Below are 19,192 nucleotides of genomic sequence, written 5' to 3'. Positions count from 1 at the left end.
GATGGCTCCTGCTTTCGATACCCCCATCGCCTTCCTGGTCTTCAATCGTCCGGACTGCACAGAGAAAGTCTTCGCCGAGATCCGGCGTGCCCAGCCGCGCAAGCTCCTCGTCGTGGCCGATGGGCCCCGGGCCAATCGGCCCGACGATGTGGAAAATGTGCGCCTGACGCGGGAGATTATCGATCGAGGGATCGACTGGCCCTGCGAAGTGGAAAAAGCCTACGCGGAGGAAAACATGGGCTGCCGCAATCGCGTTTCCTCAGGCCTGACCTGGGTTTTCGAGCATGTCGAGGAAGCCATCATCCTCGAGGACGACTGCCTGCCATCGCCCAGCTTCTTTCCTTACTGCGCGGAACTGCTCGCCCGCTTCCGGACGGACGATCGGATCATGGCTGTCAGCGGATGTAATCACGGCGTCGACACGCCGAGCCGCAGGTACTCATACGCTTTTTCCCAGATCACCCACATTTGGGGTTGGGCGACCTGGCGGCGTGCCTGGGCGCACTACGAAGTGGACATGAAAAGCTGGCCGGAATTTCGCGAGCGTCAGTTGATCTACGACGCGCTATCCGACCGCGCAGTCGCCGCCGCTTGGGAACGCGCCTTCGAGAGCGCGTGGAGCCGCCAGACCGACACGTGGGATTATCAGTGGCTCTACGCTGTGCTGAAACGAAATGGGCTCACGGTCACCCCGCATCGAAACCTGATTAAAAACCTGGGCTTCGACGAACGAGCCACGCACACTAGGGATCCCATGGCCTCAGGCGGTTTCCTCGAATTGGAATCGATGGACTTTCCGTTGAAACACGATCCCTATTTCGTGCCTGCCACCCGCTACGAGATGGAAATTTTGCGCAACCTGTTTGCCCCCTCCGTTCTAACCCGCTTGTGGCGCAAGGTCACCCGCATCGTGCGGAGACTGCGCTCGAGTTGGAAACCCGCCGCAAATTGAATCGACCTGTATACTTTCCGAACCCTTAACTTCCCGTCCCGATTTCCGATGAAATACGCCTTTTACCCTGATGCGCCGCCGATGCAGCAAGGCGGGCATGCGAATCACTCGACTGCGTGGAGCTGGTCGCAGGCGATGAAGGATCATATCGGACTCACCATCACCCGCCGTTTTCATCGGCGGGTTGACCCGGAACCCATTCGGCAAGCCATCGGCATGCCGATCATTTTTTATCCGGATTTCTCCCGCCTCGGCCTGCGTCGTTTTTCGGACATGCTGCGTTGCGCTCTCGATACGCTAGTCTTCATCTTCTGCCTGCCCTGGCTCGCTTCGGAGATTCATCGCCAAGGTTGCACCCGCATCTTTGCCTTTCCCTCAGGCTGGTGGACCTGCCTGCTCAATGCCTATCTGCTGGGCTGGGCCACCGGGCTCCCCGTCGACGTCTACGTTGTGGACGATATCGAGGCCCTCGCCGTCAAGGACAACAAACTTCTGCGCGCGCGAATCACCCGCTGGGCGGAACAATATTTCCTGCCGCGTTTTGCCAAGGTCTACACGCTGAGCAAGGGACACGCGGAACTCTTTCAAGAAAAGTATGGAGTGACCTGCGAGTGGCTCCCGCTGGTCATCCGCAGCCGGACAATCGAATACACTTCGCCGCCGAAGGAGGGGGAGATCCGCTACATCGGCTTCTCAGGTTCGATGAACGAGTATTACGCCGAAGCGCTCACCGAGCTGAATCGCGTCGTCACTCACCTCAACGAAACCACCCCGCATCGCTACAAGATCGCGCTTTGCGTCATCACCTCGAACTTGCCGGACATCTTCCCCGATCCTTCGGTGGTGGAGCTGTTTGTCAATCTACCCAATGCCCAGCTGGTCGAGCGCCTGAAGCTGAACTACGCGAATTATCTGCCGTTCTCGTTCAGCGAATCGCTACGTATTCTGGTCTCGACATCGTTCTCCTGCAAAGCGGCGGAATACTTTGCCGCCGGCCGCCCCATCCTGGTCTACGGCCCCGCCTATTCCAGCACTGCGCGACATTTTCTGGAGAACAATCTGCCCCTCGTGGAAACCACGCGAGGCAGACTCGAAGGCCTCATCGCCAGCGTGGATGCCGTGGATACCCCCGAGCTCATCGCCCGCTATCGTGAGGTCATCCAGAAATATCATTCCCCGGAGGCTTTGCGCCATCAGTTGCTAACCTTTGAACGGCCGATAGCTCAAGATCCTTCAGCCCCGGCCCAAGTTCACTAACCTTCCCCTGCCACACGCGATGTTGTTACTCGATAAACTTCAAGCCGCTGCCTGGCTTCTCACCAAACGCGGCACTCCATGGAAACGTTTCCAGCAGCACCGCGCCTGGAAGCGCGGTCTGCGCCATTGGATCGCTACCGAGGATTGGGGTTCGCGTATTCGCGATGCAGTCGCTTCGCCGGACAACGCTTTCATCCCGCGCCACGAGGCCGCAGGCAAGATCGTGGAAGGCCAGATGATCATGCACAACGGCTTGCGCGTGGGAGAGCTAAGTTACTCCGGCCCGGGTAATCGAAAACTGATGATGGAAAACCGCGGTGTGCATGAACCCCAGGAAGAACGCGTTTTCCAGGAAGTGTTGAAGTGGATGCCGGAAGGCGCGGTGATGCTCGAACTCGGTTCGTACTGGGCGTTTTATTCGATGTGGTTTTACCAAGTAGTGCAGGGGGCGCATTGCTACGGCATCGAGCCCGCAGCGGAAAACCTCGAGATGGGCATCCATAACTTCGCCCTGAATTTCGGATCCTCGCCAGCGCGGGTCAGTATCGAGCGCGCCTACGTGGGCTCAGCCCCAGGACAAAGTGCGAATGGTGTGCCGATCATCTCGGTGGATAGCTTCATGGCCGCGCACAACATCGCGCACTTGAACATTCTGCATGCCGATACGCAGGGCTGGGAAGTCGACGTCCTCGTCGGGGCCCGTCAGGCGCTCGCCGCTCGCAAGATCGACTACATCTTCATTTCCACCCATGGAAACCAGTTGCACTTCAAGTGCCTGCGGGAATTGCGGCGGCAGAAGTATACCGTTCTTGCCGATATCGATTATCTCGAAACTTACTCCTTCGACGGCCTCATCGTCGCCCGTCGCAGTGAGCTTCCCGGCCAGGAACCGGTCCCGCTTTCGCTCCGCCCATGACGGACAAAACTGAATCCGCGACAAGCCCTTCGCGCGTCGTCCTGGTGAGCCCGCTGGCTCACTATGCCGGGCATCATTGGCGCGACACGTATGCGCTCGCCAATGCGCTCGCGGCCACGGGTGTCGAAGTCGAGGCCATCGTCGCCACCAATCCCACCGGGGGAGGGAGCATTCCCGGTCCGATTCATTACGGCCTGCCGTCGTGGTGGCATGGGCTCACCAATCGTCTCTCGCAACAGGGCCGGCGCGAGAAGGTGATGAGAATTTTCAACAATCTCGAAACCCTCGCCTGCGCCCTGCGCGCCCTGCCGTGTGCTCTCTCTGCGCGAGGAGGTATCCTCCATTTCCTCGGTGGCACGCACATCTTCATCTTCCTCCTCGCGCTGTGCAGCCGCCGCCCGGTCTTCCTCAGCATCTACGGCGAATTCCTGCCGCCCAAATCCGAGCACCCGAACTTCCGCGTCCGCTTACGTGATCGTTTGCTCCATCACCTGCTGCGCGCGCACAAGCTCGTCATCATCTGCGAGACGGATTCCCTGCGCGACCGCTGGCGATGGCTGCTCGGCGACGACATTCACACCATTCCTTATGCCATTACCGTGCCGCCCGCTCTGCAAAGCAAAGCGGAGGCTCGCGCGGCGATTGGCTTGCCGCAGGATGTGCCGATTCTCCTGCTCTTTGGCACCCAGCGTGCGGGGAAGGACTATGGGGTCGTCCTGCGCGCTGCAGCCTTGTTGCAGCCGCAGGTCCATCTGCTTTTCGTCGGCAAGACCATCTCGCAAAACAACCCGCAACGGCTCGCCGAGGAGCTGGGTTTCAAGCAAGCGACCTTCATCGATCGCTTTGTGGACGAGGCAGAGGTGCCGCGCTTTTTCTTCGCTTCCGACGCGGCGGTGTTGCCGTACGCCGAGGGCTTCGACCGTGGCTCCGGGGTAATCCTCGATGCCTGCGCGTATGGCCGCCCGATCATCGCCTCGCGCACCGGTTATTTGCAGTGGTTTGTCGAGACGCATCAGGCGGGGTTCCTCTATCGTCCAGGCGATGCCGAAGAGCTCGCCACAGTCATTCGTCAACTGGTCGCCCTCGACGCAACCGAGCGCAAAGCGCTCGAAGACCGAGTGGCAAAAACCGCGCAGCTCCACAGCTGGTCAGAGGTGGTGAAGACGTATCTGCAGGTCTACCGCCAATACGGTCGATAGAGCATCTCCAGAATCGGTTTCCAAATGGGAATTGGAGGGCACCGCGCCGTCGGCGCTGGAGCGGGAGGTTCCTCTCAGCACCGACGGCGCGGTCGCCCGCCCATCACCGGCCACCACCATTCCCCTCCGCCACCTCGGCCCTCCAGCACATCCGTTGATTCGTCACCTCTACGCCGCAAAAACCGCGGCGCGTTCCGTGGCGTCGAGTTCGCGCCAACTACCCGCGGCCAGCGAGCCGAGTTCGAACTTGCCGATCTTCACGCGCACGAGGCGTAGAGTGGGATGTCCCACCGCCGCGGTCATGCGCCGCACCTGGTGATTTTTCCCCTCCACCAGTTCCAGCGCGATCCACGTTTCGGGAACATTCTTGCGAAAGCGAATCGGCGGCACGCGCGGCGACACCGCGGGCTGCGGATCAAGCAGCCAGACGCGGCACGGGAGTGTCTGGCGTCCGCCGATGACCACCCCACGTTCAAGCTGAGTGAGCGCTTCGCGCGTCGGCACGCGCTCCACTTGCGCCCAGTAGGTGCGGTAGTGGCCGCGGGTGGGATGCAACAGACGCGCGTTTAATGCGGCTTCGTCGCTCAGGAGCAGCAGTCCCTCGCTCTCCGCGTCGAGACGGCCCAGCGGATACACCCCCTTGGGAAAATCGAACTCCGCCAAGGGGCGATGGCGCGATCCATCCGGCGTGAATTGCGAGAGGACTCCGTAAGGCTTGTGAAAGGCGAGCAACATAGAAGCAGGGGAATCCGGGAAAATGGCACGCCCGGTTACATGAACCGCTGGTACTTCTCGAGGCTCTTCTCCAGCTTCTCGCGCAACTCGGCAGCGGGATTGGCGGTCGCGGGGACGGTCGCCGCGGCGACCAGCAGGCGCACCATGCCCTGCACATCCTCCACGGAGACAAATTCCGGGGCGATGGTCGTGTCGGGGCCGCAGTTGTGGTAGTTGCCCAGCGCGATACAGAGCGCGGCGGCGCGATAGCCGTAGAGTTGATAAGCCGTGGCCTCACACGTCCCACCGCTCATCAGGCAGCGCTGATGCGGGATTTTGTTTTCCACGGCGAGCGTGGTCAGCGCCCGCGTGTCCGCATCGTTAAAGATCGAAGTCTTGTCGCCCACGCGAATGATCACGCCTTCGCCCATTTTTCCCGCGCCCGGGCTCCGCTCGGAGCTGCATTCCAACGAGACGATCGTCACGTCGTGCGACACGTGGCCGGATTTCGCGAGATGAATCGCGCCGACAAAACCGACTTCTTCCGCGCGGGAAAAAAGACCCATCACGCTCGCCTCGGTCTGCGTCCGCTCGAGTTCGTGAAAGAGCGCGAGGATCGTCGCGCAATGGATGAGATCATCGCAGGCCCGCGAATGAATGCGGCCTTCCCTCACTTCGCAAGCGGGCAGGTCCCACATCGAGAAAGCGCCGAAATCGCGGATCGGCGGTTTTTTCGCGCGGTATTCTTCCGGCACGCCGCCGAGAAACTCCTCGCCCACGTAGCCTGGGTGATCCATGTGCGCGGCAAACGCATAACGCGGGGCAGCATTGCCACGCTGGTAATGCGCGATCACATTCCCAAAAATATCCTGCACCACGCGCACATGCGGGCATTGCGCGAGCTGCATGAGGATCTCGCCCCGCACGGCGTCTTCATGGAAAGGCGCGGTCGGCTGGGCGAGCACGGAGCGGACGAGGGCAAGCAAGGAATCGGTATCCACAATATATTTTCTGGTTTCAGCCGGGTCGTTTCTGGTTTGAAGTCGCGAAGCTTGGCAACCAGAAACGAGAATCCAGAAACCAAAACCACTCCAGCGCTTTCGCGCTGGAAGCGCTTCCGCTATCAACTGGAGGAGGCCGGCGTTCGGCTGCTCATCGCCGTCATTCCCCGCCTCCACCGGGAGCAGTGTGTGAAGCTCGGGATCCTGCTCGGCGATGCCGCTTACTTTTTCGACGCCCGTGGCCGCGCCGTCGCCCTGTCGAACCTCGAGTGCGTCTTCGGCGACCAATACAACCCCAGGCAGCGCCAATGGATTGCCCGCCTTTCCTACCGCAATTTCGCCCGCACGATGCTCGACCTTTTCTGGGCGCAATCGCTGGCCCGCGGCACCTATCGCAACTACATGCATCTCGAGGGGTTCGAGGCGATCCGCGAACAGCTCGCGCGCGAAAAGCGCGGGACACTTTTCATGACCACGCACGAAGGGAATTGGGAGTGGTCCAGCCTCGTCTTTGGCTTCGCCGACTTCTTCCACGTCGTCGTCGCGGAGCGTTTCAAAAACCCTTACCTCACCGCCATCTTTTCCCGTCTGCGGGAGGTTTCGGGGCAGACGCTCATTCCCCAGGAAAATTCGCTGTTGCGCATGTTGAAAGTGGTGAAGCGCGGCGGCGCCACGGGTATGCTCATCGATCTCAATCTTCGCCCATCGCAAGCGGCAACGGTCATCGAGGGCTTTGGCCTGAAAATGTGTGTCCCATTCCTGCATGCCGTGCTCGCTCAGCGTTGCAACGCCCTTCTCGTCCCCGTGACCACCGAGCCGATGCCCGATGGATCTGTGCGCATCGTCATGCAGCCGGGTTTGGTCTTTCCCCCAAACGCTACCTTACAGCAGATCGCCCAGCAATGCTGGGATGCCTTCGAACCGTTCCTCCGCCAGCGGCCGGACCTTTGGCTCTGGCCTTACAAGCACTTCCGCTTCCGGCCAAAGGACGCCACGCGCCCCTATCCATCCTACGCGCACGAATCGCCGAAGTTCGAAAAGCTCCTGCGCACGATCGCCAAAGGGGAGCAATAGGATTGCACGATCACTCCAGGTCCTCCAGCGCCCGCCGCTCGCGCTTGGTCGGCCGGCCTGCGCCTTTCGGTCGAAATCCCGGTGGCAGGAGATTCGGCTCGCGCCGCTTTTCGCGCTCTTCGGGTGGCGTGAGATCCTCGGCAAAATCGACCACCATCTTCGCACTCACGCGCGACTTCGGTGCCGCCAGAAACCGCACGGTACGCGTCATGATGCCGACCCGCGCGGTGATCGTCTCTCCCGGCTTCGGTTCGTGCGCCGGCTTGCTCCGCTCGCCATCCACCTTCACCAGGCCGCCCTTGATCGCTTCCGTCGCCAGGGTGCGCGATTTGTAAACGCGCACCGCCCAGAGCCATTGATCGAGCCGCATGCCTCAGTGCTTTTCGCCGAAGCAATACAAATGCTTCGTCCCGCGCAGGAACACGTGCCCATCGCTGATCGCCGGCGAGGACTCGGTCATCTCGCCGAGCGCGTTGTGCGTCACGACTTCGAAAGTCGGCCCCGGCTTCACCACCGTGGTCGCGCCATCATCGGTTGTGAGATAGACCAGCCCGTTGGCGGAGACGATTGACGAATGCGCATGCGGGCCCACCCGCTCCTGCCAGTACATCTCGCCCGTGCCCGCGTGAAAGCAGCTCGCAATTCCGCCGTCGTTCACCACGAGAAAGTAGTCGCCCTCGGAGATCGGCGATGGCACGTACGAGGCGCCCTTCGTCGTCCGCCAGACGATCTTGGAATCGGTCACGTTGCCCTGGCCATCCGGCTTGATCCCCAGGATGTGATGCGCCGGAAAACCGGCAGTCATGAAGAGCATGTCGTGCTTCGGATTATAAACCATCGAAGCGACGAACTGCTCCGTCGGCCCATCGATGATCCAGTTTCGCGCGCCGGTGCGCGGGTCGTAGCTCGCCACGCATTTGCTGCCCGAGAGAACCATCTGCGTCTTGCCCGCGAGATCGCGGATGAGCGGGGTGCAATAGCTGCGGGTTTTGTTCTCGCGATCGATCTTCCACAGGGTATGTCCATCCTCGCGCGAGATCGCCGCGATCCACGCATCGCCATCATGGTCGCCATTGATGATCACCTTGTCCTCAAACACGACTGGGGAACTGGAAAACCCATGCACGCTGTGAAATTCGCCCGGCCGCGCCACCCATTGCTGCTTGCCCTCGAGATCATAAGCCGCGATCACCGCATCGGCCCCATCGAGAAAACTCACGAACACCCGCTTTCCATCCGTCGCCGGCGTGCTCGACGCATAGCTGTTCTCCCGATGCTTTTTCTCCAGCAGAGAAGTGAGCACCGTGCGCCGCCAGAGCTCCTTGCCGGTGTCGCGGTCGAGACACAAGAGCAGCCGCTCCTCGGTCTCCGGTTGCGCCGAGGTCACAAACACGCGCTTGCCGAGCACGATCGGCGAGGAATGCCCTTCGCCGGGAATCTCCACCACCCAGGCCACGCCCTCGCCCTTCGTCGCATCCCAATGCACCGGCACCTGCTTCTCCGCGCTCGTTCCATCCCCCCGCGGCCCACGCCAGCCCGGCCAATCCTCCGCGCGCAGGGCAGAACCGAAACCCCACAGGCTGAAGGCCAGCAGGAAAGAGCCGAGTCGGGGAAAACACATGGAGGCAAGTGTATCGCGCATGTGAAAGGAGACCAGCCTAAGGCGAAGCACTTAGGGCCTGTGAGGGTGAAAAACACCACAAAAAGGGCTTGCCCATGGAGCACAGGAGATTAGACCCGAATTGATGGCCTGGCGCATTCACGACCACATTCTTCGCGGTGAAATCGACAACCGCACACGCTGCCGTGTGACCGGTCGCATTTGGCTCGCGGGACTCGATGAACCGCTCACGCTGGATCTGGAGGGCGACTGCCATCCGGACCTGGCGGGCTGCCTGCTGGAGTTTGAAAATCCGACGCCGATTCCTTTGAAAACCCGGCCCCCGGCTTTGCGGCAATACGGCACCGCCGGCGAGATCACTGCCGCCCGCAAGGTGCGCGTCTTCGACGTTCCGGTCGCCGAGGCTTACGTGATGGCCAAGCGCGGCGAGCAGCCACCCGAACACATGGCGAATTGCCTCTACGTCGAATGGTTCAGCGAACGCAGCGGGGCGGTGGTGATCGAGAGTACCGACTATCGGTTGAAAATCTCCGCTCCCGTCTGGCGTTTCACCGCCGAGGAAATCGCCGAGCGCAAACGCCAGGCGGAAGAAGGCGATTCCTTCACCAATGCCGTGGATGCGGATGGAACGGCGGAAAAGTGGGACGAATTTCGCTGCGAACAACTGCTGCGGGAGAGCGATATGACCGGCGAGAAGTACCGCCGGCTCCTCGAGAAATATGCCGATCACCCGGACAGCGAGCGGATCATCGCCCGGGAAATGGGTTGGACGTCGCTCGAGGAGATGCTCGCGGAGGAGGAAGCGGAGAGCGGCGAAGAGGGCGAAGAGAATCAAGCCAGTGAAGACGACGAGGAAGGGGAGGAGGATGAGCTCGACGAATTCGAAGAGGTCGAGGAGGAACCCCCCGATCCGGAACGCGAGGGCATCGACTGGGTCCACGATGAAGACGAACGCGTCATCCATCCGGTGGCGAAACATGCGCGCGACGTGATGCGTGCCCTGCTCGACGAACTCAAGGAGGACGACGAAAACCTCCGGGAAAGCGACGACGCCCTCGGCGCCTTCAGCAGTCAATTCATGATCCTGAGTGTGAAGCTCTGTTCCGCCCTCGGTTTCATCGCCCGCGGGGATCGTTACATGGACCCGTGCATGATCATCGCCTGGCTCAAGCGCGCGCTCGAGATCCACAACGAGGTCCTCACCGCCGCCGACGCCATCACCGACTACTCCAAATTTCCCGTCGCACGCCTCGCCTACTATCGGCAGGAATTGTTCCGCATCCGCGAGGAAGTCCTCGCCATCATCGGGCAGTTGCGCCGGTCGGAGTAACTCGACGATTCAGGCGAAGCGAAAGTTACCTCGATCTCTGCGCGGGAAAATCGAACGACCGATGCTCGCCGCGTTCATTCGCCTGGATGAACTTCCGCGTGCTGAGGTCGAAACACGTCAGCCATCTTCCGCCGTAGGCATAGGTATCGATGCACACGCCACCGTCGAAGATCGCCGGCCATCCGGCTTTCTGACTGGTGTGACCGCAGACGATCTGTTTGCCCGATTTGTGGCGGGTGGGATCACGGAACACCTGCCATCGCAGCAAAAAGTCCGGCTGCTCGGCCATGTCGAGTTCCGGATCCAGCGAGGCATGGACGAAAATGTTCCGCTCGGTCTCCCAATAGTCGCGCACTTGCTCGCTGAGAAAATCCCAATGCGCTTGGGGAACATCGTTCAAGCCCCAGCCGAAACCACGACGCCCGTAGGATTGCAAAGTGGCTCGTCCTCCCTGGTTCAGCCATTCCTTGCAGGCGTCGGGGTCATTCCGCGAATCGAGCATCATTTGTTCGTGGTTGCCAAAGAGAGAAACGACGGTGCACCTCTGATTCAGGTCGATGATCGTGTCGATCACCGCGCACGAATCCGGACCACGGTCGACGTAGTCGCCAAGGAAGACAATTGTGTCCGTCTTCTGCGGCTGAATGATCTCCAGCAACTCTTGCAAGGCGCGGATGCACCCGTGGATATCGCCGATGGCAAATTCTCGCATTACGAAAAAAGGGAACAGATTACCTGCCGCCGCTTTTTCTGCGAGACACAATCACTCGCTGCCTAAATCCCCGCTTGTTCGCGTCGCCGGCGGCCGCTCATCACGTAAACATCCGCACGCGGCTCAAGGAGGGGATCCGCCGAAGGCTCGATGCCGGCGACCCGTGGAATGGGGTCGAAGATGATGCGGCGCCCGTCGACGTCATCCGCCGGGACCAGCTTGGTGAGCGAGATCACGCCCAGCAACACCTGCTGGCGCTCCACCGGCCACTGCGTGGTGGCATCGTCCACGACGTCGCCCGGCTCGGCGAGTTGCACCCAGAGCTGCATTTTCACCGCTCCAGACGCGAGCTGCGCGGCGAGCCCTTCCATCAGGAAATTCGCTCCCTTGGCCGCGGCTTCCTCGGTGCTGAGGTATTCATTCCCCGCCTCCGGCAGGATGCGATACCGCCCATACCGCCCGGCGCCGGACGCATCAATGAACCGGTAGGCAGAAACGCTGAAATACGACTCGCGTCCGAAGCTCGTCGGGATCGGTTTCGGCGTCATGACAAACGCCAGCGCCTTCGGATGGCTTTGCAGGAATTGCTCGATCGGCGTGGGGTGCGGCGCATCCGGGCCGCTGGCCTTCACCGCGTGGAGAAACTCGATAAACTCCTCCGCCGTGCGCGTCGGGAAGCTATCGGTCGAATGCGCGACGATATCCGTGTGCTTGTGCTCGCCGAGTTGGAAGCGCACCGCACAGCCGCGCGGGCTCGCTTCGTCCGGCTTGTTGTCCGCCGCCATGGGCACGCCGGCAAAATTCGAAAACCGGATGAACACGGGCGTCTCCGCGTGGAAATGCGGCGCGACCGAAAGCCGGGCTGCTTCGGCCGTGGAAGTAAAACTTCCCACCGCCAGAATCCCTTTCGCATGCGCCGGGCGGTATCCCGGAAAAACCCCGTGCAGGTCATCGAAGGCCTGGATCACTTCCCTGGCGAGGGCCAGGCGCTTTTCATCAGTCGGTAACGGCATAAAAATTCCTCCAGTTGGCTGAACGTCTGCCTTTGTAATTTGGCCTCCAGCGGAACACAAGTGTCACGCGGACTAACGCCACGCAATGCTCGGAACGCCCGTGGCCTCGATCAGATTTTTCCCCGAGCGGGGTATGGGTGAAAACACTCGGCAGCGGCTTTTTACGGGGCATCCACGCCTGCTGACGGAGAACGACACCCCGCGAGCCTACATCCGTGCCGCCCCAGCAACGCGAACCTTCCCTAGCGGAACGTTAAACAAACCTCATGAAACGCCACTTTGTCTGCCTGGCTTTGGCCTGCTCGATCATGTCGCTATACGGTGACGATGCCACTCGCTCGACGCAGGAGGAACTGCGCCGCCGCAACATTTACTTCGGCGATATCGACGGACGCGCTTCGCCGGAACTGGAACAGGCTCTGAAGCACTACCAGAAGCGCAAGGGCCTGGCCGTGAGCGGCATGAACGACCACGACACCCTCCGGTCACTGGGCGTCATCGGGCGAGGCGCCAACGAAGCGCCGCCTAAGGAATTGGTCCTGCCGGACGAACCGGTTTTGAAGAGTGACATCCGGATCAATGTGAAGGCCGAGGCCACGGAGATCGCCGCCGACACCGGTGTCTCACCGGCCAGTGTCGATCCCGCGGTCATCGCCGCCGGAGAGCCGCGTGCGCGGCGACGCGGAAAGAGCGCGCACACGCGTGAACCCGTCGTCCAGTCCGGGACCGGTGGAGCCACGACGGCAGAACGCACTCGCACGAAGCCAGGCGCACCCATGCAGATTCCTGGCGGCGTGGAGGCTTATCTCGCCAACTATCTCCACGCCGTGAGTCACAACCAACTGCAGGATGAACTGCATTTTTATGCCGATCGGGTGAACTATCTGGGTAACGGATGGGTGGATCGCCGGATCATTGAACACACACTGGGCAAATACTACGCGCGCTGGCCGCATCGCAGCTATTCCCGGATTGAACGGATAAGCACCCGCACCATCCCGCGCCAGGGCGTGATCGTCGTGGATTTTCGGGTCGCGTTCAAATTCGAGAACGGCAAAGCGAAGGCCCGTGGCGAAACCGACAATGAAATCGTCATCAATGCTGCCACCAGCGATCCCCGCATCATTTCCATCAAGGAAAGACGCGTGCGACGCTGAACTTGAAAGAAGAAGAAGTCATCGCGCCGGGAGCGGGGCGCTCACCGCGTACCGATGACCGTCCAAACGAAAATTTTGATTCTTCTGCTCGCGATTGTCGCGACCTTGAGCGGCGGGCTGACCGCCCTGCATCTATTTGAGGCCGGGAAATTCCGGGCGCTGGCGGACTCGAGAGAAGAGGAACGGAATCGAAACTTCGACGAATTCCTGCTCGAGCGCGGCGACAAACTCAAAGCCGTGGTGGACGACTCCAGCATCTGGAACGACATGGTGATCGCACTCATGAAGGAGGACACGGAATGGGCGGAGAAAAATATCACCGAAGAAACCCTCGCGACGTACAACCTCAACGCCGTCTGGATCTACAAACCGGATCAGACACTCTTTTACTCCCGCAACAATCGCTACGCGGATAACTTGCGCACCTTGCCTCTGCCGCGGGAGGCCTTCTCGACTTTGTTCGCGAAAGATCGAACTTGTCATTTCTTTTTCCAAGTGCCCCAAGGTTGGATGGAGATTCGCGGAGCGACCATCCATCCTTCGCTCGATCGTTCGCGCGAAACCAAACCCCAGGGGTACTTCTTCGCCGGCCACATTTGGATCGATGACAATATTCGCCGGATGTCGCTCTTCACCGGTTACGATATTCGGATATTGCCGCCGAAAGCAGCCGTTCCGGAGCCGCTCGGCAAGGAAGATACCGGCCTGATTACCTTCTCCCGACTCCTTCCCGGTTGGAACGGGCAACCGGCGGCGAAGATCATCATTACCAATGATTCGCCGATCATTCGCGAACTCAACCGCGCGAGTCATCGTCTGTTTCTCTATCTCAATCTCTTCGCCCTCGGACTGCTGGCCATTCTCGGTTATTCGCTCAATGTCTGGATACGGCGTCCTCTTCGGCGTATTACCCGCAGCTTGCGCTCCGGTAACCTGGCGCTGCTCGCACCGCTGCAAAAACGGCGCGACGAGTTTGGCCGGCTGGCGGATTTGATTGTCGAACATCGGCGGACGGAAAATGCGTTGATCGAAACCGAGGATCGCTTGCGCCATGCGCAGAAGCTGGAGGCGGTAGGAAGACTCGCCGGCGGCGTGGCCCATGACTTCAACAATCTGCTGACCGCCATCATGGGCTATTCCGAATTGCTCGAAGCCAAACTGGAACGGGACGGCGCCAGTCAGGAGTTCGCCCGGCAAATTCGAATCACGGGGGAAAAAGCGGCCGCACTGACGAAACAACTCCTCGCCTTTAGCCGGCGCCAACTACTCAGCCCCAAGGTCCTGGATCTCAATGTCGTGGTCGGTGATCTTGAGAAACTGCTGCAGCGGATCATCGGTGAACACATTCGGATCCAACTCCAAACTACCACCGTGGAGGCCCGGGTGCGGGCGGATCCCGGACAATTGGAGCAGGTGATCCTGAATCTCGGAGTCAACGCCCGTGATGCCATGCCGCGCGGAGGAACGCTGACGATCTCCACGGAGGTTCGAACGCACCTGGATATTCTACCGGACGCCAGTTTCGAGCCGTCACCGCATGGCTATGTCTTGCTCGTGATGAGTGACACGGGGTGTGGGATGGATGCGGCCACCAAGGAACGCATTTTCGAGCCGTTCTTTACCACCAAAGGCCTCGGCAAAGGCACCGGCCTCGGCCTCGCGACGGTCTATGGTATCGTGAAACAAAGCGGCGGCAGCATTCACGTGGACAGCGAACCGGGGAAGGGTAGCAGGTTCGTTCTCTATTTCCCGCAGGAGATGGCCGCCCTGGATTTACCGCTGGCCCCCGCCATGGAGTTGGCCGCCCACGCCAATGCCGAAACGATCCTCGTTGTGGAGGACGAAGAAGTAGTGCGCCAGCTCATTTGCACTGTTCTCAAAGACGTGGGTTACAACGTGCTTTGCGCGTCCTCTCCTTCGGAGGCGCTGCAGCTCTCGGCCAAGCATCTTGGAAATATCGATCTCCTTGTGACCGACATTGTCATGCCAGAGATGCATGGCCCGACGCTGGCCCGACAGATCCTCGGTCTTCGCTCCGAAGTGAAAGTGCTCTACGTTTCCGGGTATTCGGAAAACGACATCAGCGACCAAGGCGTGCTCGAACCCGGCCTGGACGTGTTGCAGAAACCCTTTTCGAAGCTGTTCCTCCTGCGCAAAGTACGCGAGGTCCTGGAAGGCAACAACGAGAACTCTTTAGATCGAGCCAGCACTCAGTAAGTGCGAATCCAAGGCCCCCACCAATAGGGCGAGCGCGCCTGGTTGTACGCTCCGCGATCGAGCGGATTGCTGGACGGGGTCGGGGATGGCCACTTCGACTTCGCATCGGCCACTTGCGGCGCGGACCCAGTAGGCCCAGCAGGCACGATCGGCGCCGGCGGCGTCAGGATATCCGCCGTGCGGTGCGCGAGAATCAGCGGCCAATCCGCCTGGGTCAAAAGCTGGGGATGTTTCTGCGATTCTTCCAAGTAGAGATCGCGGAAGGTCTTGTTGAACGTCGAATCCTTCACGGCCAGCTGCGGATACATCTTGATCGCTGCCTCCTTCGCTCCCTGGGCCGGATTCGGCTGGAAATTCTGAGCCGCGACCGGAGCATTCGGAAGCGACGGCACCTTGGCATCCGTTAAAGGAGCCGGCGTGGCTTGCGGCGGCGAGAAAAGCCAGCTCACGGTTTTCGTCCAGTCCTGTGTCTGCGTTTGCGCCGGCGCGGACGCCGCTTTCGGAGCGGGTGAACTGCCCGGCTCTTGAGTAAATTTCGACGAGCTCACCCTTGAACAGGAGGCAACCAATAACATTCCCGCCGACACTGTAAGCGCAGTCATAACCGACCGCTGCCACGAATAAGTACGCCCGCCCAACGAAGCGCTCTCAGCACTCTTCCATATCAAACTAGAACCATCATTAGTCCACCGCTTCATGCCCGGATGGTAGCATTTCGCCCCGGTGAAGCTAGTCAAAATCAGGTGAAGAAGGTGACGAAATCCTTCATCTGTAGTGTCTTGCGCCACGATAAACCAAAGGCCGCCATCCGAAGATGGCGGCCTTGATGAAACTAAACTGGTTTTACCTCGATCCTTTCCACTTACCGCAGGAAGGCCTCGTGCAAGCCGCCGTCCACGGTGATGATCTGGCCGGTGGTCTTGCTCAGGCGCTGACTAATGAGGAGGAAGTAGGCCTCGGCCTGGTCGGCGGGCGTGATCGGAGTCTTCGTCAGCGTGCGGTCAGCGTAGAATTGGGCGAGTTTGGTCACCAGCGATTCCGTTGCTTCGTCTTCGCTGTAGGCGATGTTGTATTTCGCCAGCGAGCCGATGACGCGATCGCGCGGGAACATGGCCGAGCCTTGCACGACGGTCGCCGGGGCGACGCCATTGACGCGGACCAGCGGGGCGAGCTCGATGGCGAGTTCGCGCACGAGATGATTCGCCGCGGCCTTGCTGGTGTCGTAAGCGACGCTGCCCTTCTTCGCGACCGCCGCATTCGCGCTGGTGGTGAGGACGAGCGAACCCTTCAGGCCCTGTTCCTTCCACGTCTTGTACGCTTCGTCGGCGACGATATAGCTGCCGGTCACATTCACCGCGAAGGTGAAAGCCCACTTGTCGTCCGGAATGTGGCCGGTGGTGTCGCTCGGCCAGAAAACGCCGGCGGTGACCGCAATGTGATCGATGCCGCCGTAGGCGAGGATGATCTGGTCGAGCATCGCGCGAACGCTGGCGCGGTCGGTGATATTTGCCGCGAGACCGATGGCCGGGCCGCAGCCGGAGATGCCGCTGCCGGCGACGCCAATGCCCTGGCCGAGCTTGCCGATGAGTTCATCCGCCGTGGCCTGGGCCGTCTCCGTCTTGAGATCGACGCAGACGATGTGCGCCCCTTCCTTGCTCAGGCGATGCGCGGTTTCCTTGCCGATGCCGCTGCCGGCGCCGATGACCACCGCGACCTGCCGCGCGAGTTCCTTCTCCGCGGGCATGCGCTTGAGCTTCGCTTCCTCGAGCAGCCAGTATTCGATGTCGAAGGCTTCCTGCTGCGGGAGCGCGATGTATTCGTCAATCGCCTCCGCGCCGCGCATCACTTCCACCGCGCAATTGTAGAACTCCGCGGTCACCCGCGATTCGCTCTTGTCCTTGCCCCAAGCGATCAGGCCCAGGCCGGGGATGAGCACCACGGTCGGGTTCGCGTCGCGCCATGGCGGGCGAGTTGTCGTGTTTGCACTTGTCGTAGTACGCCTTGTAGTCCTGGCGATACTTGGCGAGGCCTTCGCTGAGGAGCTTCTTCAAGTCGGCGAGGGTGCCGTGCTGCGGGTCCCACGGGATGTAGAGCGGCTTGATCTTGGTGCGCAGGAAATGGTCCGGGCAGCTCGTGCCGAGCTCAGCGAGACGCGGCGCGTGGTGCGAATTGACGAAGCGCAGGATCTTCTCGTCGTCCTGCACCGTACCGATGAAACGGCGCTGCTGCGACACCTGTCCGCGCAGCCACGGCAGGATCGCCGCGAACAGCTCGCTGCGCTTTTCCTGGGCCAGCGATTGATAGCGCCCGCCGCCGAAGGCCGCGGCGTCGCCGCCCTTGGCCTGATACTTCTGGTCGATGTAAGCGGCCGCTTTTTCGATGAAATCGAGGGTCTGCTTGTAGCATTCCTTGTCGTCATTCGCCCAGGCGATGAAGCCGTGCTGGCCCATCATGATCGCGCGGGTGCCCGGATTGTTGCGGGCGATTTCCTGCATGGCGAGGCCGAGCTCGAAGCCCGGACGCATCCACGGCACGTAATCCATCGCGCCGCCGAAGATTTCCTTCGTCAGTTCCACGCACCGCTTGCTGGCGGCGATGGAGATGATGGCGTTCGGGTGCATGTGATCGACATGCTTGCCCGGCACGAAGGAGTGCAGCGGGGTGTCGATCGACGAAGCGCGCGGGTTGAGATTGAAAGTGCAGTGCGTGTAAGCCGCCACCATGTCGTCCTCGGCCTGGGACTTCAGGCCCTTGTCTCCGCGCTCGCCGTAGACCTTCTGCAGGCTCACGAGCTTCGACTGGTAGAGCGAAGAAAAGAACTCGCGGCCCGCCGTGCGCAGGTCGCCGCCGGAGCCCTTCACCCACAACACTTCCGTCTGCTCGCCGCTGAGCGGGTCCTTTTCCACGAGCTTCGAGGAGGTGTTGCCGCCGCCGGTGTTCGTGATGCGCTGGTCGGCGCCGAGAATGTTCGAGCGATAAACGAGACGTCCGACGGGATCGAGCGACGCCGCTTTGGCGTCGTCCCAGGAGTAATTCACAAAACGATAGGAGGACATGATGGGGTTGGGGTTAATGGGTTGATTCGGAAATGATCGAGAAGTGATTGAATTTTGATTGAATTTTAGCGCCGGCGCAACAAGATTCGCATCGTCCCTGATGAAACGTCGTCAACGCCAGCGCCAAATTCTCGAGCTGCTGCAGCTCGATCCCGAGCTGGGGGTGGACGATGCCTGCGCCCGGCTCGGCGCTTCCGCGGCGACCATTCGCCGTGAATTTGCGCAGCTTGCCGCCGAGGGACGCGTGGAGAAAACGTGGGGTGGCATTCGGCTCAAAAATCCCGTCGCCGCCGAGCCCGCCGGCCCGGCCGCTTTCCAGCAACGCCTCACCGAAAACGCCGCCGAGAAACGTGCCATCGCCGAGGGCGCCGCGCAATTACTGGAGGATGGCGATGTCGTGATGATCGATGGCGGCACGACGACCTACCAGCTCTGCGAATTCATCGCGCTGAAGCGCATCCGCATTATCACCAACTCGCTGGTCATCGCCCAGGCGGTCGATCGGCTGAAGGGCCGGCAGCGCGGCGCGGAGATCTATCTCACCGGCGGCATCCTCCAGCCCGAGTCGAGCGTGCTCAGCGGTCCGCCGGCCGAAGCATTTCTCAAGCGTTACCACGCGCGCTGGGCCTTCCTCAGCGCCGCCGGTGTCGATGCAAAGGAAGCGACGAACCACAATGAAGCGGTCCTGGCCAGCGAGCGGTTGATGATCGAACAAAGCGAACGCGTCGCGTTACTTGTCGATCACACCAAACTCGGCCGGCGTGCCATGTGCAGCCTGAGTTCGCTGGCCAAGGTCGATCACCTCTTCACCGGGGGCACCCCCGAGGCCCGCAAATTCGCCCGCGCCCATCACGGCGGGAGATTGCAGATTCATCTGGCGGAATTCGCGGCGTCGGCTACTGGTCGTTCCGGCTGAGTTGAGACCAATTATCGCCAGCAGAGCGGCACGTTTTCGTATGGGGTTTCGATTTAT

At 60.9% G+C, this 19,192-nt stretch carries 16 protein-coding genes and 1 pseudogene; 9 read left to right on the top strand and 8 right to left on the bottom strand.

Annotated elements, in window-relative coordinates:
* Position 1: 1 nt before the first annotated feature.
* The 4 genes from CFE428DRAFT_RS25620 to CFE428DRAFT_RS25605 all read left to right on the top strand — a co-directional run bounded on the left by CFE428DRAFT_RS25620 (position 2) and on the right by CFE428DRAFT_RS25605 (position 4,324).
* Complete coding sequence (locus CFE428DRAFT_RS25620) at positions 2-952, top strand: hypothetical protein (protein ID WP_006982595.1); 951 nt, start codon at positions 2-4, stop codon at positions 950-952.
* Positions 953-1,000: 48 nt separating this feature from the next.
* Complete coding sequence (locus CFE428DRAFT_RS25615) at positions 1,001-2,209, top strand: glycosyltransferase family protein (RefSeq protein ID WP_006982594.1); 1,209 nt, start codon at positions 1,001-1,003, stop codon at positions 2,207-2,209.
* A gap of 19 nt (positions 2,210-2,228) precedes the next feature.
* Positions 2,229-3,125 (top strand): FkbM family methyltransferase, encoded by an 897-nt coding sequence (locus CFE428DRAFT_RS25610; protein WP_006982593.1) that lies wholly within the window; start codon positions 2,229-2,231, stop codon positions 3,123-3,125.
* A 257-nt stretch (positions 3,126-3,382) separates the two neighbouring features.
* A complete protein-coding gene (locus CFE428DRAFT_RS25605) occupies positions 3,383-4,324 on the top strand; it encodes a glycosyltransferase family 4 protein (RefSeq protein ID WP_420196896.1) in 942 nt (313 codons plus the stop codon).
* A 168-nt stretch (positions 4,325-4,492) separates the two neighbouring features.
* On the opposite strand, the gene CFE428DRAFT_RS25600 is transcribed toward CFE428DRAFT_RS25605, so the two are convergent.
* The gene (locus tag CFE428DRAFT_RS25600) at positions 4,493-5,059 is read right to left on the bottom strand and encodes a pseudouridine synthase (protein WP_006982591.1); all 567 of its coding nucleotides are present in this window, start codon (positions 5,057-5,059) and stop codon (positions 4,493-4,495) included.
* A 35-nt stretch (positions 5,060-5,094) separates the two neighbouring features.
* Positions 5,095-6,039, bottom strand: coding sequence for a M20/M25/M40 family metallo-hydrolase (locus tag CFE428DRAFT_RS37760; RefSeq protein WP_006982590.1), 945 nt, complete (start codon positions 6,037-6,039; stop codon positions 5,095-5,097).
* Between the two features lie 51 nt (positions 6,040-6,090).
* Here CFE428DRAFT_RS37760 and CFE428DRAFT_RS37755 point away from each other — a divergent pair, with 51 nt between their 5' ends.
* Positions 6,091-7,113: a lysophospholipid acyltransferase family protein gene (locus CFE428DRAFT_RS37755; RefSeq protein ID WP_006982589.1), complete on the top strand. Its 1,023-nt coding sequence runs from the start codon at positions 6,091-6,093 to the stop codon at positions 7,111-7,113.
* A 10-nt stretch (positions 7,114-7,123) separates the two neighbouring features.
* Here the strand turns inward: CFE428DRAFT_RS37755 and CFE428DRAFT_RS25585 are convergent, their stop codons facing one another.
* The gene (locus tag CFE428DRAFT_RS25585; RefSeq protein WP_006982588.1) at positions 7,124-7,483 is read right to left on the bottom strand and encodes an RNA-binding S4 domain-containing protein; all 360 of its coding nucleotides are present in this window, start codon (positions 7,481-7,483) and stop codon (positions 7,124-7,126) included.
* 3 nt (positions 7,484-7,486) lie between these two features.
* Positions 7,487-8,755 carry an outer membrane protein assembly factor BamB family protein gene (locus tag CFE428DRAFT_RS25580; RefSeq protein WP_006982587.1) on the bottom strand — a complete coding sequence of 423 codons (1,269 nt, stop codon included), beginning with the start codon at positions 8,753-8,755 and terminating at the stop codon, positions 7,487-7,489.
* Between the two features lie 103 nt (positions 8,756-8,858).
* Between CFE428DRAFT_RS25580 and CFE428DRAFT_RS25575 the strand changes: the two genes are divergently transcribed.
* On the top strand, positions 8,859-10,064 hold the full coding sequence (locus tag CFE428DRAFT_RS25575; protein WP_006982586.1) for a hypothetical protein: 1,206 nt from the start codon (positions 8,859-8,861) through the stop codon (positions 10,062-10,064).
* A 25-nt stretch (positions 10,065-10,089) separates the two neighbouring features.
* Here CFE428DRAFT_RS25575 and CFE428DRAFT_RS25570 read toward each other — a convergent pair whose 3' ends face one another.
* Together CFE428DRAFT_RS25570 and CFE428DRAFT_RS25565 are read right to left on the bottom strand one after the other, a co-directional pair.
* Positions 10,090-10,776, bottom strand: a complete 687-nt coding sequence (locus CFE428DRAFT_RS25570; protein WP_006982585.1) for a metallophosphoesterase family protein — start codon at positions 10,774-10,776, stop codon at positions 10,090-10,092.
* 62 nt (positions 10,777-10,838) lie between these two features.
* Entirely contained in the window at positions 10,839-11,789 is a 951-nt protein-coding gene (locus CFE428DRAFT_RS25565; protein ID WP_006982584.1) for a catalase family peroxidase, read from the bottom strand.
* Positions 11,790-12,055: 266 nt separating this feature from the next.
* On the opposite strand from CFE428DRAFT_RS25565, the gene CFE428DRAFT_RS25560 reads away from it, so the two are divergent.
* Both CFE428DRAFT_RS25560 and CFE428DRAFT_RS34485 read left to right on the top strand, forming a co-directional pair.
* Complete coding sequence (locus CFE428DRAFT_RS25560) at positions 12,056-12,946, top strand: peptidoglycan-binding domain-containing protein (RefSeq protein ID WP_006982583.1); 891 nt, start codon at positions 12,056-12,058, stop codon at positions 12,944-12,946.
* A 54-nt stretch (positions 12,947-13,000) separates the two neighbouring features.
* On the top strand, positions 13,001-15,163 hold the full coding sequence (locus CFE428DRAFT_RS34485; RefSeq protein ID WP_006982582.1) for an ATP-binding protein: 2,163 nt from the start codon (positions 13,001-13,003) through the stop codon (positions 15,161-15,163).
* Here CFE428DRAFT_RS34485 and CFE428DRAFT_RS25550 read toward each other — a convergent pair.
* A complete protein-coding gene (locus CFE428DRAFT_RS25550; RefSeq protein WP_157447632.1) occupies positions 15,157-15,612 on the bottom strand; it encodes a hypothetical protein in 456 nt (151 codons plus the stop codon). The two genes, CFE428DRAFT_RS34485 and CFE428DRAFT_RS25550, sit on opposite strands and share 7 nt — an antisense overlap.
* A gap of 413 nt (positions 15,613-16,025) precedes the next feature.
* Positions 16,026-18,219, bottom strand: a pseudogene (locus CFE428DRAFT_RS41345) (bifunctional rhamnulose-1-phosphate aldolase/short-chain dehydrogenase).
* A 100-nt stretch (positions 18,220-18,319) separates the two neighbouring features.
* Here CFE428DRAFT_RS41345 and CFE428DRAFT_RS25540 point away from each other — a divergent pair.
* Entirely contained in the window at positions 18,320-19,135 is an 816-nt protein-coding gene (locus tag CFE428DRAFT_RS25540; RefSeq protein ID WP_006982578.1) for a DeoR/GlpR family DNA-binding transcription regulator, read from the top strand.
* Positions 19,136-19,192 lie beyond the last annotated feature (57 nt).

It is taken from the genome of Chthoniobacter flavus Ellin428 (assembly GCF_000173075.1).
Classification (GTDB): Bacteria; Verrucomicrobiota; Verrucomicrobiia; order Chthoniobacterales; family Chthoniobacteraceae; genus Chthoniobacter; species Chthoniobacter flavus.
The sequence above is the reverse complement of the archived record's forward strand: the minus strand, read 5'-3'. Positions and strand labels throughout refer to the sequence as shown.